At 40.3% G+C, this 17,012-nt stretch carries 13 protein-coding genes; 8 read left to right on the forward strand and 5 right to left on the reverse strand.

The window, feature by feature from the left end; genetic code table 11:
* Positions 1–125 precede the first annotated feature (125 nt).
* From M0Q51_06645 to M0Q51_06655, 3 genes are all read left to right on the forward strand, one after another.
* Positions 126–3,458 carry a T9SS type A sorting domain-containing protein gene (locus M0Q51_06645; GenBank protein ID MCK9399659.1) on the forward strand — a complete coding sequence of 1,111 codons (3,333 nt, stop codon included), beginning with the start codon at positions 126–128 and terminating at the stop codon, positions 3,456–3,458.
* A 30-nt stretch (positions 3,459–3,488) separates the two neighbouring features.
* Positions 3,489–6,323, forward strand: coding sequence for an immunoglobulin domain-containing protein (locus M0Q51_06650; GenBank protein ID MCK9399660.1), 2,835 nt, complete (start codon positions 3,489–3,491; stop codon positions 6,321–6,323).
* Positions 6,324–6,692: 369 nt separating this feature from the next.
* Positions 6,693–6,875 carry a hypothetical protein gene (locus M0Q51_06655; protein ID MCK9399661.1) on the forward strand — a complete coding sequence of 61 codons (183 nt, stop codon included), beginning with the start codon at positions 6,693–6,695 and terminating at the stop codon, positions 6,873–6,875.
* A gap of 302 nt (positions 6,876–7,177) precedes the next feature.
* Here the strand turns inward: M0Q51_06655 and sppA are convergent, their stop codons facing one another.
* From sppA to M0Q51_06670, 3 genes are read right to left on the reverse strand one after another with little or no spacing between them, the layout of a single operon-like run.
* On the reverse strand, positions 7,178–8,947 hold the full coding sequence (gene sppA / locus M0Q51_06660) for a signal peptide peptidase SppA (protein ID MCK9399662.1): 1,770 nt from the start codon (positions 8,945–8,947) through the stop codon (positions 7,178–7,180).
* Complete coding sequence (locus M0Q51_06665; GenBank protein ID MCK9399663.1) at positions 8,944–9,732, reverse strand: UDP-2,3-diacylglucosamine diphosphatase; 789 nt, start codon at positions 9,730–9,732, stop codon at positions 8,944–8,946. Before M0Q51_06665 ends, sppA begins: the two co-directional genes overlap by 4 nt.
* Positions 9,733–9,787: 55 nt before the next feature.
* Positions 9,788–10,981: an AhpC/TSA family protein gene (locus tag M0Q51_06670; protein MCK9399664.1), complete on the reverse strand. Its 1,194-nt coding sequence runs from the start codon at positions 10,979–10,981 to the stop codon at positions 9,788–9,790.
* A gap of 168 nt (positions 10,982–11,149) precedes the next feature.
* Between M0Q51_06670 and M0Q51_06675 the strand changes: the two genes are divergently transcribed.
* Positions 11,150–11,545, forward strand: a complete 396-nt coding sequence (locus tag M0Q51_06675) for a hypothetical protein (GenBank protein MCK9399665.1) — start codon at positions 11,150–11,152, stop codon at positions 11,543–11,545.
* 9 nt (positions 11,546–11,554) lie between these two features.
* Here the strand turns inward: M0Q51_06675 and M0Q51_06680 are convergent, their stop codons facing one another.
* Both M0Q51_06680 and lpxK read right to left on the reverse strand, forming a co-directional pair.
* Positions 11,555–12,382: a purine-nucleoside phosphorylase gene (locus M0Q51_06680; protein ID MCK9399666.1), complete on the reverse strand. Its 828-nt coding sequence runs from the start codon at positions 12,380–12,382 to the stop codon at positions 11,555–11,557.
* A complete protein-coding gene (gene lpxK, locus M0Q51_06685; protein MCK9399667.1) occupies positions 12,354–13,421 on the reverse strand; it encodes a tetraacyldisaccharide 4'-kinase in 1,068 nt (355 codons plus the stop codon). The genes M0Q51_06680 and lpxK overlap by 29 nt, the downstream gene beginning before the upstream one ends.
* Before the next feature lie 151 nt (positions 13,422–13,572).
* On the opposite strand from lpxK, the gene M0Q51_06690 reads away from it, so the two are divergent.
* The 4 genes from M0Q51_06690 to M0Q51_06705 all read left to right on the forward strand — a co-directional run bounded on the left by M0Q51_06690 (position 13,573) and on the right by M0Q51_06705 (position 16,994).
* Complete coding sequence (locus M0Q51_06690; protein MCK9399668.1) at positions 13,573–14,667, forward strand: Nif3-like dinuclear metal center hexameric protein; 1,095 nt, start codon at positions 13,573–13,575, stop codon at positions 14,665–14,667.
* An 11-nt stretch (positions 14,668–14,678) separates the two neighbouring features.
* Positions 14,679–15,485, forward strand: a complete 807-nt coding sequence (locus tag M0Q51_06695; protein ID MCK9399669.1) for a C4-type zinc ribbon domain-containing protein — start codon at positions 14,679–14,681, stop codon at positions 15,483–15,485.
* 120 nt (positions 15,486–15,605) lie between these two features.
* Positions 15,606–16,070 (forward strand): PspC domain-containing protein, encoded by a 465-nt coding sequence (locus tag M0Q51_06700; GenBank protein MCK9399670.1) that lies wholly within the window; start codon positions 15,606–15,608, stop codon positions 16,068–16,070.
* Between the two features lie 3 nt (positions 16,071–16,073).
* Positions 16,074–16,994: a DUF5668 domain-containing protein gene (locus tag M0Q51_06705; protein ID MCK9399671.1), complete on the forward strand. Its 921-nt coding sequence runs from the start codon at positions 16,074–16,076 to the stop codon at positions 16,992–16,994.
* Positions 16,995–17,012 lie beyond the last annotated feature (18 nt).

Consider the following 17,012-nt stretch of genomic DNA (forward strand, 5'->3'; position numbering starts at 1 on the left):
CGCTTCAATGGCTACCCGGGCCTTAAAGGCCGACGTAAATTTTCTTCTTTTTGCTTTCATAATACCACTGTTAAAATTAGACTTTTTTCAACTTAACCAGTGGTCTGAATTTTGGGGAGTATTATATGAGTGTATTGACTTCTATTGGAGGAGATCTACTTATACAGTCCAATGATAACTTAGCAAGTCTGATTGGATTAGAAAATATTACCACAGTTGGTGGTAACCTTACGATTAATTACAATGATGTGCTGCCTGTTTTGACTGGATTGGAAGGCTTAACCTCGGTGCTGGGCGATCTGATAATTTCCGGATATAATATTACAAGTCTTACCGGACTTGAAAGCATGACTGCTGTCGGTGGAAATCTTAAAATTTTAGGCAACACATTACTGATTAGTATGGCAGGATTGGATAATTTGACTTTCATTGGGGGAAACTTTATTATTGACCACAACCCTGCTTTGACAAGCATTTTAGAATTGAATAATGTTTCTTACGTTGGGGGTGGTCTTTATTTTCAGAATAATGATTTATTAACAAGTCTGGCGGGATTAGAGGGCTTGAATTCGGTTGGAGACCTATCTTTGGTCTACCTCCCTCTTACAGATCTGACCGGGTTGGAGAATCTGACTTCAGTTAGGTGGAGATTGTTAATTTATTTATGCAATGCTCTTGAGAGTCTAAATGGATTAAATAACCTGGACTCTATAGGGGTAGAATTGCAATTAGGGGGTAACAGTTCACTGACAAGTCTTGCTGCGCTGAATAATTTGACTTATATCGGAGATCTTATTCATATTAGTGGTACTGCCCTGACCAATCTGACGGGATTGAATAGAGTGACTTACATCGGGGGATCGCTTAACATTGGTTCTAATCCTGAAATGACAAGTTTAACCGGATTAGATTCATTGAATTCAGTTGGCAGTATGCGCATTTCGCAAAATAGTGCTTTATTGAGTTTAGAGGGCCTGGAAAGTGTGACTTCTGTCGTGGAAGATGTCACTATTTTTTACAACGACTCCCTGCTCGACCTGACGGGATTAGAAGGCCTTACTTCAGTCGGGGGTAGATTGATAATAAATACCAATAATGCTTTGAGCAGTTTAACGGGCTTAGATGCATTGACAACCATCGAAGGAAATATTAAGATAAATGATAGTCCTGCCCTGATAAGCATGGCAGGGCTTGAAAGCCTGAATTCCATAGGAGACAGCCTTTTCTTGAAAAACAATACTGCCCTTACCAGTTTGGCTGGTCTGGATAATTTGACCTCCATCGGTGGTGGACTTTGCCTGGAAGCCAATAACAACCTAAATACCCTTTCCGCATTAGGGAATTTGACTTTTATAGGCGGAGATCTTAAGATTAATTCCACTTATGCTTTAACAAACCTTAGCGGCCTGAATAATGTCAATTATATCGGTGGCAATATTGATCTTGAATTAAATAATGCACTGGTTAGCCTGGCCGGGCTGGATGATGTCGATTCCATCGGAGGACTATACATCGGTTCTCATATTAACCTTATAAGCCTCGCTGGTCTGAATAATTTAATTGACATCAATGGTAATGTTGAAATACATGATAATCCTTTATTGCCAGCCTTCACCACTTTGAATTCATTGAATTCTATAGGCGGAGACCTCAAGATTTATAATAATCCAATGATAACCAGTCTTGCAGGTCTAGATAATATTGATGCAGGTTCAATCAGTAATTTATCCATCCATGATAACATTAACCTGGCCACCTGTGCTGTTCAAAGTGTGTGTTTTTACCTGGCAGCTCCCAATGGCACCGTCGAGATCTACAGTAATGCAGCGGGTTGTAACAGCGAGGAAGAAGTAGAATCAATCTGTGGAGAGGCATATCCTTTGAATTTGTCGGTTTATGCGCAAGAAGATACAGTATGCATAAATGATTCAGTACTTCTTTCTTCCACTGTTATCGGAAATATTGGTGAGTGCAGCTTCTTATGGACATCCCAGCCTGCCGGATTTTATTCGACACTTCAAAATCCGAATGCTTTTCCTGATCAACCAACCTTATACAGATTGTCGGTTACTGCCGGTTATCAAACGGCTGAAGATTCTGTATGGATTTACACTTTTCCATTGAGTTTATCGGTTTATTCACTTGAGGATAGTGTTTGTGCTTATGATGCAGTAAATCTTTATTCTACAGTTTCCTGTGATAGTGTAGATTACAATTTTTCCTGGACATCCCAGCCTCCTGGATTTTATTCGAACCTGCAAAACCCTGTTGCATTTCCTGAACAATCAACATTATATATATTATCGGTTAGTGCCACTTATCAAACGGCTGAAGATTCTGTTTGGATTTATATCTATCCTTATCCAACACAGTTTTCGCTTTTAAACGGTGGATTTATTTGTGATGGAAGCTCAGGATTAGAACTGGGTCTTGATGGTTCAGAACTAAATAATGATTATGAATTGCTCAGAAATTCAAACATTACAGGAATTACTGTTCCGGGAACAGGTTTTCCGATCAGTTTCGGATTTCAAAATATTGAGGGGAATTATGCGGTAGGTGCAACAAATGGGGTGACTGGATGTCAAGGACAAATGGCAAACACTGCCGATATATATTATTTCAATTATAATTCAACGGATCAGATTTGCTTGGTCAATGTAGATTCTTCAACCATGAAGAACATGATTATGTGGGATAAAACACCAGATGATGCGATTGCCTCATATAATATTTATCGGGAATCAACCTCTGGTGGAAGTTTTGAAATGATGGGTAATGTTTCTCACACTATAATGAGCGTCTATTTAGACAACACTTCTAGCCCGCTCCAGAGATCGTTCACCTATGGAATAACTACTTTGGATACTTGCAATAATGAATCATCAATGAGTGCGGTTCACACGACTATGCACTTAAATATCAACACAGGCATTAATTCGTACAATTTAATCTGGACTCCGTATCATGGATTTGATTATCAGACCTATTACATTTATAGAAGACAAGCGCCTGAAGGGTTTCAGATTATTGATTCTGTCCCAAACAGCATCACTTCTTATACCGATTTGAATCCCCCGGCCGGAATCCTTGACTTTGTCATCGAGATCAGAAATGAAAACGGTTGCAATCCACAGAAAGATAATAAATCATACATATCAGTATTTTCCAATATTATCAGCACCAATGTCGGGATAGAAGATCTGGAGAAATGGTCTGGTATCATATCGGTATTTCCCAATCCAACCCGTGAAGTTTTAAACATAGAAATCGGCGGGATTTCCGGAGAGTTTGAAGCTGATATCTACATCCACGATATAAATGGACAAAAATTAATCTCTAAATATATCACCACAGCAAAGACGAGCATTGAAATTAAAGACCTCAGACCAGGTGTTTATATTTTACAAATTAAGCAAGGGAACACAGTGATCACCCGCCGTATGGTTGTGATTTAATTTTATCCATATAACCAAAAACCAAGCCTTATGAAAAAGTTATTTTACCTTTTTTATCTTTTGATAGCTTTAACGAGTTATAAAATCAATGCCCAAATCATCAACATCCCCGATGATTTCCCAACAATTCAGCAGGGAATTGATGCTTCACAGGTTGGGGATACGGTATTGGTGCAGCCGGGAACATATGTTGAACAAGTTATTTACAATGGAAAAAATATTACCGTTGGCTCTCTCTATCTATTGACAGGGAATGAGGATTACATTGAACAAACAATAATAGATGGAGGGGCTTATGGGTTGCCTTGTGTTAGGATTATTAATGCAGAAACGGATGCGAAGCTAATAGGTTTGACACTACAAAATGGTTTTGTCGGTTCAGAAACATATGGTGGTGCAATGTATATTACAGGTTCTAGTCCATATCTTGATCATCTTATAATTAAAGATAATAACTCTCAAAGTGGAAAAGGAGGAGGAATTAGTTGCATTTATAGTATCGGTACTGTTACTATTAAAAATTCAAAGTTTTTCAATAATATTTGTAGTAGTGAAGGCGGAGCAATTTTTTTATTTGGTGGCGATGCTGATATTATCAATTGTGAATTTTATAATAATACTTGCAATAATGGTGAGCGGCGAGGTGGTGCAATTCATATAAACAACATTAATAATAGACAAACAGAAATAATCAATTGTGCATTTTATAATAATAGTGCAAACAATGGTGCCGCAATCTATTTTGCTGAAAGTGGCTGCTTAACATTGATTAACTCAATCATATATAATAATACCGGTGAGACAGCTTTATTTATACTAGGAGGCTCAACAGATTGTGTCAACTTTGTTAATACTATAATATCCAACAACAGTACACCAATCGGGATTTTAAAGCCAGGGACAATTGCTCCAAGAATGATTAACTCAATTGTTTCAGGGCATTCGGAATTTAATATTAAAATAACTGGCGGCGGCCCTATTTATATAGACTATAGTATAATTCAGGGAGGAACTTCAACAATCAGTGTCGTATATCCAGAGCAACTTCAATACTGGGAAAATAATTATGATGGAAATCCATTATTCGTCGACCCAATCAACGGGGATTACAGGCTCTCTGATTGCAGCTCAGGAATCGGAGCAGGAATAGATTCACTTGTAATGGCTGAACAATTAGTCACAGCACCAGATTATGATTTCTTAAATTCAACAAGACCTCAACCTCTGGGTTCATTTCCTGATATCGGGGCATATGAAAATTTACTTGGTATTCCCCTCACACCACCAACAATCACCTTACAACCCATCGGAACTTCAAAGTGTGAAGGTGAATCATATACAATGATAGTGGATGCCATAGGATCACCAGAAATTTTATTTCAATGGCAAAAAAATGGTAATGATATATCTGGAGAAAATAACAATGTATTGATATTAAATAATTTGACTCCTCCTGACGAGGCTAATTATCGATGCCTTGTGACCAATTCCTGCGAGACCAAGTATAGTAACCAGGCGTTTGTTGAAGTAAAAGAATACCCGGATGTGACTTCACAACCCCAGAGCGAAATATTGTATTTCGGGAATGTTGCACAATTTATAGTCGGGGCAACTGGTGATGATCCCCTTTTGTACCAATGGTATGGCCCTTCGGGATTATTGGAAGATGATACTTTGTCCCAGCTAACAATCACAATAGTTTCCGCAGCTGATGTCGGAAATTATTATTGTACCATCACTAATGTCTGCGGCTCTACCACAAGTAATTCCGCAACACTGACTGCCTATGACCAACTCATTATTAGTGCTGGTACAGATGAATCTATAATGTTAGGAGATAGCACGATTTTAAACGGAAGTTACACGGGTGGATCACCTTCGCTTGCAATTCATTGGACTCCCGATACATTATTGTACGACCCAAATATCTTGAATCCTCAAACTGTGGCACTATTCAGCAGCCAGGCCTTTACTCTTACTATTAACGATGTATTGGTGGGCTATCAAACCAGTGATGAGGTTTCTGTAACTGTTATTGAAGATGACACCTTAGAATACTTTAGTGGCGAAAATGACACCTTGTATCAATATCTGACAAGGGGAAATTGTGGATATATCTCCGGCAACAATTGTGACCTGGATAAAATCAAGGCTAACTATTTCACGGATGAATTGATTTCATATGATGTTGAGAAAGTACTATTGCGGTTTGGAAAAGCTGTTAAAACGAGTGCTGGCGAAGTTCCGGTTAAGATAGGAATATGGGCCAAATCCGGCGATAATGATAAGCCGGGGGATCTTATTAATAATATAACCGTGCCCTTGTCCCAGATTGTTCAGGATTATACAGCCGGAATCATGACAACCGTAACTTTCCCAACACCAGTTGCTGCTCCCAAAGACTTTTTTGTTGGCGTATTTCTTCCACTAAGTACTGGTGATACGGTGGCTTTGATGACAAATATTGATGGAAACTCTGAAGCCGGGATAGCGTGGACACTTAATGCCGCTAACGAATGGATTTCTTATTCATCAGATCCGAGGTTTTTCTTACGAGTTTCCAATGCCATTTTCCCCGTTGTCAGGCAAAATAATGTGGGGATAAATGAATTCATTGGAACGTCCGATAAATTAATAATTTTCCCCAACCCCGCCAACGACATCCTATACATCATGCTTAATGAGAGTATGCAAATTATTAAGGCAGAGATGATTATTTATGATTTACAAGGAAAGGCTCATATCTCACAGCAGATTGAGAATGATAAGAGCAGTATTTGCATCAGTAACCTCAGACCTGGAGTTTACATCATTAAGGTTAAATATGATCAAACTTTAATGACCAGGAAGCTCATCGTGTATTAGTGAGTTTTTAAGGGTGCCCCTTGAATGCGTCACCCCCCATCCGTCATCTGAAAAAGATAAACCCTTGCAAGAGTACTTCCTGCAAGGGTTTTCAATTTTCATTTGTGCCCAGAGCGGGTCATGTTGGGAAAGAATCAGGGATAGCACTCAGGGTGATATTTTTCGAGCGTAATTTAAGGAGGTGTCCGATACCCTCTATTGTCCTCCACATACCAAGCAGGAAATGGAAGATTGGAAATCACAAATTGTGATATCCAATACTTTCGATTGATCCATGGTCATTCTTCGCCAGCAAAAGTGAGTTGGCAGGCATATAAATATAAACCTGAACAGAAAAATGCCTTATCTTAGCATAAAACTTTAAATAATATGCTGACCAAGAAAAAATTAAAAGAGACCATCGACAAATTCCCGGAAAGATTTACTGTTGACGAACTCATTGATAAGATTATTTTAATAGATAAAATTGATAGGGGTAACCTTCAGTCCGAAAAAGGGGAGATCATTTCCGAGGAAGAATTGGAAAAAGAAATTGAGAGATGGTTCAAATAAACTGGACAAAGCTGGCGGTTGAGGATTTGAAAAGCATATCAGATTATATTTCAGGAGATTCCATAAGATATGCAAGAATTCAAGTCCTTAGACTGAAATTAAGGACAGAAATATTAAAATCCAATCCCCTTTCAGGTAAGCCTGTGCCGGAATTTGAAAACGAACAGTTCAGAGAGCTGATTGAAGGGAATTATCGTATCATATATAAGATTGTCAACAAAAACAGAGTTGACATTTTAACTATTCATCATTCATCAAGAGACTTGACACGAAGGCGAATCCGATAAAAGAAAAATCCAATTCTACCTCACCTTAATATCATAAGGAAGCCTGGCCTGGATGCCCTGATAGTCCTTTATTTGCTTCAGATACTGGTAATAAGGATAATATTCACCAAGTTCTTTTTCCATCCTTCCTGCGCTTGTGTTCCCGGTGAATTCATCCAGAATTTGCTGGAAAGGGTCTTTCTGAGCAGGCAGCGACAAAATGTTGTATTCCCCTACAGCAGCAAGTTCGGCAGCCAACCTGATTGCATCCTGCAACCCGCCAAACTGGTCGATCAGACCAAGTTCCAAAGCATCTGCACCGCTCCATACACGACCCTGCCCGATGGAATCGACCTGGCTGGCCTCCATTTTCCTTCCGGCTGAAACCAGTCCGAGAAAATTATTGTAAATCTTATCGACCTGCCGTTCAAACAGAATCGTTTCATAGCTGGTCAAAGGCCTGATAACATTGGGAAAATCGGAATATTTATTGGTCAGTGCGTGATCAAAGGTTATACCGAGCTTATCGTTAAATAGTCCCTGCATGTTCGGGATTAAGCCGAAAACACCGATCGAACCGGTAATGGTCGAAGGATCTGCTAAAATCTTGCTGGCCGAGGCAGATATCCAATATCCTCCTGAAGCGGCAACATTTCCCATTGAAACAACCACCGGTTTTTCTTTTACCGCCAATTCCACTTCGCGACGGATGACTTCCGAGGCCGTTGCACTGCCTCCCGGAGAATTTACGCGGAGGACAATGGCTTTCACTTTATCATTTTCCCGGGCCTGACGAATTGCTTCCGACATTTTGACTGAACCAACGGTCCTGTCATCGCCTTTCCCGTCAATGATGTTTCCAATAGCATAAATTACAGCAATTTTATTCGAAGAAAATTTTTCTTTAACCTTAGGAGGAACCATCGTGTATTTGGCCATAGAAACCGTTGCGATCTTCTCATTTTCTCCCAGGCCGGTCTTTGCCCTGAGTTCTGCCAGTAATTCATCTTTATAAAAAAGTCCGTCTACCATTTTCGAGGCTAAAGCTTTGTCAGCATCAAGGGCGTCCAGGTTGTCTGCAATCAAATTCAGTTGATCCTGGGAAAGGTTTCTGCTTGAAGAAATATCGGCCAGCACGATTCCCCACATACCGGTAATCATCGCGTTTAACTGTTCACGGTTGGCATCGCTCATCTTATCGAGCATGAACATTTCGACTGCGCTTTTATATTTTCCGTGCCTGATCACCTGCATATCGATATCCAGTTTTTCAAGCGTACCTTTCAGGAACATAATCTCTGCATCAAGCCCCCTGAATTCAATGGCGCCATCGGGATGCAGATAGATCTTGTCGGCAACGCTGCCTAAGTAATAGGCTGACTGCGAGTATACTTCACCATAGGCGATGATAAATTTCCCGCTTGTTTTAAAATTGAGCAATGCCTGCCTGATTTCCCTTATCATGGTCAACCCTGATGGAACAATTCCCAGGTCTAAATATATCCCCTTGATGTTAGGATCAGACTTAGCTTTTTCAATATTCTTCAAAATTTCATCAAGGCCTGGATTTTGTTCCATGTCGAATCCGGCAGGGGAGAAGAAGCTGAAAGGATCTTTCGGCTCCCGGTCAAGGATAGGTTTGTCCAGCTTGATTTGAAGCAAAGTGTTTGGCTCAATGGCAACGGCCTTTTTGTCGGCGAATGAAGCCAGTGAAGCAATGAGTCCCACGAAAATAAAAAACACCACCACCAGGACAATAATGAACCCCAGCATGGAAGCGAACATAAATTTCAAGAAGTCTTTCATAATAGTTCATTTTTAAAATATTTCAAATTCAAATCCTTACCATCAAATTCCGCATAAGTAAAATTAGTAATCCAATCGCCCAGTATAACCATATGGCGACCTGGTTGTAATTCAACATCAGCTGGCCTGTGGCGATGACCAAAGACAAAGTAATCAACCTCAAGCCCGTTTTTTAAAAGACCGGAAGCGTATTTATACAACATTTCATCTTCGATCCTGCTTAAATTTTCCTTTTTGTTTTCCTTTATCATATTGGCCAGGCGGCTTTTACTACTGAAATACAAACCCATCTTCGCACCAACATCGGGGTGCAGCCAGCGGAACAAAAATTGATTGAACCTGCTGCTGAAAACCTTTTTAAGAAATTTGTAACCATTATCACCTGGTCCTAAGCCGTCGCCATGAGCAAGGTAAAACATTTTTTCCATTATCTTAAGGATTTCGGGATGCGGATGCAATTGAATGTTAACCTCTTTTTGAAGATATTCAAAAGCCCAAATGTCATGATTACCGGTGAAAAGATGAACGGGGATGCCTTCTTCCGTCATTTGTGCAAGTTTTCCCAGCAGCCTGACATAACCTTTCGGCACGACCGTTTTATATTCAAACCAGAAGTCGAAAATGTCTCCCATAAGAAATATCTCAGCTGCATCCTTTCTTGCATGGTCAAGCCATGAGACGAGCATTCTCTCGCGTTGCAGGCTGCTTTCATAATCCGGAATCCCCAAATGAAAGTCGGATGCAAAATAGATCTTTTGTAGCGGCTTGTTTTGCTTAGATTCCAATCAATTCCCGATTTTTATACAATATTAATAAACTTATATGGAAAACCGATAGAAGTTATTGGCTTAACTGGTCGATTTCCGAAGCGAGAGCTTTGAAGTTATTTCCCCTGTAACGGATCATCATCTCTTTATCAAGCAGTATAAAATACGGGAGATCTTCGGGAATATTGAACAATGATTTAGCCGAGGAATATATATTCAGGTAATCAGTAACATTTGTCCACTTTTGAAGCCCATCCATCCGGATAGCATCTTCCCATGGTTCCTTATAGCTTTCCAGGCCGATGGCATACACAGCCGGCTTTACTTTGCCAGCTTTATTAATCAATTCTTTCATGGTAATATTTGCTTTTCTGCTTTGCTGATCCCAGGAAGCCCAAAAATAAAGAACCACCGGCTTTCCCAGCAGGGAATACAAAGGCACGGCATTTCCCGAAAGATTTTGAAGACTTATATCCGGAACTTTTTGCCCGATCGCGAGGCGTTTTTCGATCATTTCGTATTTTTTCTGCTCTTCCCTGGCCATTTCCAACCGTTTTTTTTGTTCAACAAGATGCTTATTATCAGGATATTTTATGGATAAACAAGAATCGATCAGCATGAAATACCTTAAATCTTCTTTTTCAGTCAGCACCTTTCTTTCCCCAAAACGCCTGTTGATCACAAGCAGGGAAGCAAGCGAACCGCAATGGTTTTCCAGGAAGCTGATGGCATATTGACGTTGATATTTAAAAATTTCCTGATAGCTCTTGTCGAGTTCCATTTTTTTTGTCTGAAAACCGGCCGACCGCTGGTAATCGGTATAAGATTTGCTCAATGAATCAACCTTTTTACGATTGGCTTCAAGAAACATTTCAAAATCCCGGTATAATTCGGAATCCGGGGATCCTTTCACTTCATATTCTTTTCTCAGGTTGGGAAGATCTGAAGATATTTCCACCCGTTTTTCCTCATCCAGGACCAGAGTAATGTAATTTTTATTATCGACTTTGATGAGGTAAAACCCAGGGCACTGCCGCCTGAACCGGAAACTAAAAGAACCGTCTTCTGAAATCTCCGATGTATCCAGTGTTATAGCTTTATTAATATCGATTTCACTAAGGGTAACTGACTTGCCTTTGAATGCGGGAAATGATCCTTTTACAGTCGTATTAATCCCCTTTGGGTCATTTTGAGAGCAACCTGAAATGAAGACGATGAAAAGAAAGATGAAATAAATGAAGATGATATTTTTTCTTGGCACACTCATTTTTTGTCCGATTTTGATTAATTTGGACAAAAATACGACCTTTATTAACATTAAATAAACAGGAATGCCTGATGATTTTTGAATAGATTGATTTTCATAGGAGTATTATTACTTTTTGGAGCTGATTTATTTGCCCAGAAAATATTATTGGTCGAGAATATTCATTCTTTGAAAAATTTTAAATATTACGAGGGGGCTGAAATATTATTTCAACTCTCAGGAAGCAAGGGCAGGATTTCGGACCATATCTTTGACCTCACTGATACTTCTGTGATCTTTGAAGAACATGGTGAAGTGAAGATGAGCAATATATCTTTCATTTTTCGCGAGAATTGGCTGATCCAGATTTTAAGAGGATTAAGCTTAACCGGGGGAGTGGCTTATTTTGGGGTTGACAGTTTTAACCGGTTGATCAACCATGAAGGCCCTGTAATTCAAACCGAGACTTTGCTGATTTCCGGCGGGATGGTCGCTTTCAGTTTCGCTTTAATACCTTTCAGATACAGAAAAATCAATACTTCGGAAAAGTGGCAGCTAAAGTCCATTGACCCGGACGCTTTTTAGCCAATGTTATTATAAATAAACTTCGGCTAGTAATGCCTTGATCAGTCTGGTCATTTCAGGCTCAACGTGGCTTGCTGCGTCGATCACTTCTTCGTGGGTTATTTCCACTATTTTTCCTTCGACCCCCAAATCGGAAATAACAGAAATGGCAAAGACCGGCAAGGCCATCTGTACAGCGACTATAGCTTCCGGGACCGTTGACATGCCTACCGCATCAGCTCCCAGGAAGCGGACATATCTGTATTCAGAAGGAGTTTCAAAAGTCGGGCCGGTAACCCCGGCATAAACCCCTTTGCGATATTTTATACCCAGACGGCCTGCAATTTCTTCCGCCTTTCGCAGGATCCCCGGATCATAAGGCTGGTTCATGTCAGGGAAGCGTGAGCCAAATTCATTATGATGCCTGCCTTTGAGAGGGTTTTCATTCATGAGGTTCATCAGGTTTATATGATCTTCGATAAACATCATATCCCCAACGGCAAAACTGGGATTCAGGCCACCACTTGCATTAGACAGTATTAAAAATTTGACACCCAGAAATTTCATGACCCGAACAGGAAAGATGACATCCTTTAGGGGATAACCTTCATAAAAATGAAAGCGGCCCTTCATGGCTATGACATTCCGGTTATTGAGCAAGCCTGTAATTAATTCACCGGCATGTCCTTCAACGGTGGAGGCGGGGAAATGAGGTATTTCTTCATAAGGGATGATAACAGGGTTTTCTATTTCTTCAGCAAGGCCGCCCAGGCCGGTACCCAGTACTATTAAGGCTTCCGGCGCGGCTTTTATTCTTTCCCTGATGAAATCAACGGCTTCCGATACTTTTGTGAACATAATCCAGGATCAGCTTATCAAATCTTATTTCATCGCTATCATGGAATTTAATCCTGATGGGGACATAGTAGACAGGCAACACATCCAGGTAAGATGAAAATTCGTCCTTGTCGAGTCGCGTCGCGTCTTTTTCGGTGGTGAAGATAACTTTATCTTTTGAAATGATACTCTGGTATTCCTGTGATATTTTTTCAAAATCATTGATTGTATATTGATGATGGTCGTTGAAATCGATGACTATTAATTCATTACATATTCCACGCAGGTATTCCTGCAACGGATAAGAATTAGCCACCCCGGCCACCATGATGATATAATTATATTTTGCAGCAGCCGGTGTTTGATTGGAACAAAGTTTCAACGGAACCGGGCTATCATAGGAGATATAGGAATAGAAAAGCTTCTGATGCCGTCTGGGATTTAGTTCTTTGACCAGGTTCCGGCGTGTAATGGGTGAAAAAATCCTGGGGGTTTTTGTGACGATAATCAGATCAGCCCGGCGGGCGCCATTAGCACTTTCTCTCAGCATCCCGGTGGGTAACAGATAATCATGCACAAAAAGATGATGATAGTCGGTGAGTATGATCGACTTCCCCGGTTTTACATAGCGATGCTGAAAAGCGTCATCCAGCAGTATCACTTCCGTATCAGGTTTTGCGGCAAGTATTTTAGAAATCCCCCTTTTTCGGTCTTCATCAACAGCTAAAACCACATCAGGAAATTTTTTCAGGTACTGCATGGGTTCATCACCAATATCAATTTGAGTATGCTCTGATGTCACCATAATAAAACCCTTGGTTTTTCTCCGGTATCCCCTGCTGAGAATCGCAATTTTGTAATTACTTTTTAATAGCCCGGCCAGGTATTCGGTATGCGGGGTTTTACCTGTTCCTCCGGCGCTCAGGTTCCCGATTGATATTACCGGGATATTAAAGCTTTTGGATGGAAGGATTTTCCAATCAAATAGCTTGTTCCGGATACCCATGATAAAGCCATACAGGCAGGCAACAGGAAATAATATTATCTTTACAATAACCATTACTTTAATGTAAAAATTAACGGCATGTTTCGTCAGCTCAATTGTTTTATAACCTTAAACTAACTTTATATATTTATACGGATAATTACTTAAAAGTAATAGAAAATAACTAAATTTTTTTATTATTTAAATAGTTAATAATTGTTAAAGGATGAAAATCAATGAAATCGTTCAATCTCTTGAGGAATTAGCCCCTTTATCTTTACAAGAGGATTATGATAATGCAGGTCTGACTGTTGGGCAGCCGGATTGGGAAACAGATGGTTGTTTGATCTGTATCGATGTTAATGAACCTGTCATCGATGAAGCAGTTCGAAATAATTGCCGGCTGATTGTCAGTCATCACCCTGTTATTTTCAAGGGCCTGACAAGGCTGACGGGTCAGACCATGACTGAAAGAATTGTAGCCAAAGCCATTCGGGAGGGAATAGCCATTTGTTCCATGCATACCAATCTTGACAATGTCCTGGAAGGGGTCAACAGGATCTTTGCTGAAAAACTTGGATTGCTTAATCTTTCTATCCTCAGGAAAACAAGAGGCCTTCTCAAAAAGCTGGTTACATTCTGCCCCGTCGATTATGCCGGCAAGGTGAGAGAGGCCCTTTTCGAATCAGGCGCGGGCCATATCGGTGATTATGATCAATGCAGTTATAATGCAGAGGGATTGGGAACTTTCCGGGCCGGTGAGATGGCCAGCCCTTTTGTTGGCAAAATTGGTGAAATTCATTTTGAGAGAGAAGTCAGAATTGAGACGATCTTTCCGTCTTACAGGCAGAAATGCATTATAGAGGCTTTATTTAAAACTCATCCTTACGAGGAAGTTGCTTATGATATTTATCCGCTTGAGAATGAATTTGAACAGGCCGGAGCTGGAATGATTGGTAAGTTGGAGCAGAAAATGACTGAAAATCAGTTTCTCATGAAATTAAAAGACGTTCTTAAAATCCCATGCATCAAGCATTCACCACTGTTGGGCAAAATGGTCGGAACAGTTGCCGTTTGCGGTGGTTCCGGCAGTTTTCTGCTACAGGATGCCATTCTTCAACAGGCTGATTTCTTCGTTTCTGCTGACTTTAAGTACCATCAGTTTTTTGATGCTGATAGCAAAATTGTCATTGCCGATATAGGACATTTTGAAAGTGAACAATTTACTTGCGACTTATTGGCCGATTATTTGAAGAAAAAATTTCCTACCTTTGCAGTCCAAATTTCAGAAACCCCGGGTAACCCGGTTAATTATTTTTAATTCAACTATTAATGGCAAAGGAAAATACTATTAAAAAGAATGCCGTTTCAGCAGAACAGCTATCGGATGAAGGTATTCAAAGGAAAATAGAAGATACATTATTGGCGGTTTACCAGTTACAACAACATGATTCACAAATCGATAAAATAAGGATGATAAGGGGCGAACTCCCTTTGGAAGTCCAGGATTTGGAAGATGAAATTATTGGTTTGGAGACAAGGATAGAAAATTATCATGCGGAAATAAAATCCCTTGATAAACTGGTGGCTGAAAAGAAGCAGGCTATCAAGGACAGCGAATCGCTGATAAAGAAATATGATGAGCAGAAGATGAACGTACGGAATAACAGAGAATATGATTCCTTAACAAAAGAAATTGAATTCCAGACTCTTGAGATGCAATTGGCTGAAAAAAGAATCAAGGAGTATTCAGAAAGCCTGAACAGTAAAGAGTTACAGATAAATGAATCGGAAGCGGTTTTAAATGAGAGGAAAAGCGATCTGGAGATTAAAAAGAGTGAGTTGAATGATATCGTTGAAGAAACTGAAATGGAAGAAAAAGAACTCGCCAAGCGCTCTGAAGAACTCCAAAGCCGCATTGAAGACCGTTTGCTTGTTGCATACCAGCGCATCCGCAAGAATGCGCGCAACGGCCTGGCCATCGTTCAGATCGAACGGGATGCCTGCGGGGGATGTTTCAATAAAATCCCCCCTCAACATCAGCTTGATATCAGGATGCATAAAAAAATCATCGTTTGTGAATACTGCGGAAGGATACTTGTTGATGATGACATAACGAGCATGGCTAAAAAAAGCTAAGACAAATAAATTTCTATTAAAGATGGTCCATAAAGCCCTCTTTTTTTATTTGGAATAAATTGTAACACTTGTAATATTTGCACGTCTGAGAATTGTAAATTTGTTTAAATATTTTACAAGATGCAACGACAAGGACTTTACCGCAGCCGCAAAGACCGGGTTTTTGGCGGTGTCGCCGGTGGCATTGCCCGGTCATTAAATGCTGATCCTGCCATTGTCAGGCTAATTTTTGCCCTTATGATCATTGTTGGAGGGGGGGGTATTTTATTATACCTGATCCTTTGGATCGCCATACCTGAAGAACCTTTTCAATTTTATCAGGAAAATGAGGCTGCGGGAGGGGCAAATCCCGTCAATGAGGAAGCATCACCGGGTTCTCCAATTCCTCAGGTGGTGTATCCACCACGGCGGAATAACGGTACGCTGATCGCCGGTCTGATACTGATTGCCATTGGCGCAATATTTCTTGCCGATCGATTTTTACCCAATATCCGTATCCATTTACATGACTTCTGGCCCCTGATCATCGTAATTGCAGGAATTGCCCTGATTTTCAGCAGCCTCTCCGGAATAAAAAAATCTTAGCCTATGAAAACGAAAAATATTATTTGGGGCTTAATCCTGGTCCTGATCGGGGTTCTGTTCATTCTGAAAAACCTTGATATCATTTATTTCAGCTGGTACAGTCTCTGGAGGCTATGGCCATTGCTGCTGGTCCTGATCGGGGTTACCATCTTGCCGGTTAAAGATGGCATCAAGGTAGTCCTGACTATCATCGTTTTGATAGCTGCTGCTTTTTTCCTGATTTCTTTCCCTAATTTTCATAATTGGAATGATGACAGGTCGATTAACAATTCCCGGGACAGGATTGATGACAAGGATCCTCAGGACATTGACCAACGGATCTTTGAGGCTTATGACAGCACTATTAATGAGGCAGATCTCATATTTGATGCCGCTGCAGGGAATTTCAAGATAGGGCAGTCAACTGACGAGCTATTTGAATTTGACCGGGAAGGGAATCTGGGCAGATATACATACTCTATCAAGGATCTCGGGACAAAACGGGAAATCAGGATTGAACTGGAAGAAGGCCGGATTATAAGGACCGACCTGAGAAACAAAGTTACAATGAAGCTCAACACGAACCCGGTTTGGGATATCAAAGTCGATGTAGGTGCTGCCAATATTGAGCTGGACCTGTCTTCATTTAAAATCCGTAAACTTGAAATTGACGGGGGTGCTTCTTCCATCAATATTCGGCTGGGCACCCTTCAGGCCGAAAGTAAAATAAAAATCAACTCAGGTGCTTCATCGATCGATATTAAGGTTCCCCAGGAGTTTGCCTGCGAAGTGAATACAAGCACAGTCCTTTCCTCTAAAGACCTTGAAGGTTTTAACAAGGTCGGTAACGGAACCTATGTTACACCTGATTTTTCTGACAAAACTAAAAATATTGTCATTGAAGTTGAGGCTGCTGTTTCGAGCCTTAATGTTGAGCGCTACTAAAATATTCTTTCTTTAAAG

Source organism: Bacteroidales bacterium (assembly GCA_023229505.1).
Lineage (GTDB): Bacteria > Bacteroidota > Bacteroidia > Bacteroidales > JAGOPY01 > JAGOPY01.

Coding starts and splice junctions, on each gene's coding strand:
- M0Q51_06670 (MCK9399664.1), bottom strand. CDS start 10,981: ATGAGTGTGCCAAGAAAAAATATCATCTTCATTTATTTCATCTTTCTT.
- sppA (MCK9399662.1), bottom strand. CDS start 8,947: ATGAAAGACTTCTTGAAATTTATGTTCGCTTCCATGCTGGGGTTCATT.
- M0Q51_06680 (MCK9399666.1), bottom strand. CDS start 12,382: ATGTTCACAAAAGTATCGGAAGCCGTTGATTTCATCAGGGAAAGAATA.
- M0Q51_06695 (MCK9399669.1), top strand. CDS start 14,679: ATGGCAAAGGAAAATACTATTAAAAAGAATGCCGTTTCAGCAGAACAG.
- M0Q51_06655 (MCK9399661.1), top strand. CDS start 6,693: ATGCTGACCAAGAAAAAATTAAAAGAGACCATCGACAAATTCCCGGAA.
- M0Q51_06645 (MCK9399659.1), top strand. CDS start 126: ATGAGTGTATTGACTTCTATTGGAGGAGATCTACTTATACAGTCCAAT.
- lpxK (MCK9399667.1), bottom strand. CDS start 13,421: ATGGTTATTGTAAAGATAATATTATTTCCTGTTGCCTGCCTGTATGGC.
- M0Q51_06700 (MCK9399670.1), top strand. CDS start 15,606: ATGCAACGACAAGGACTTTACCGCAGCCGCAAAGACCGGGTTTTTGGC.
- M0Q51_06705 (MCK9399671.1), top strand. CDS start 16,074: ATGAAAACGAAAAATATTATTTGGGGCTTAATCCTGGTCCTGATCGGG.
- M0Q51_06650 (MCK9399660.1), top strand. CDS start 3,489: ATGAAAAAGTTATTTTACCTTTTTTATCTTTTGATAGCTTTAACGAGT.
- M0Q51_06690 (MCK9399668.1), top strand. CDS start 13,573: ATGAAAATCAATGAAATCGTTCAATCTCTTGAGGAATTAGCCCCTTTA.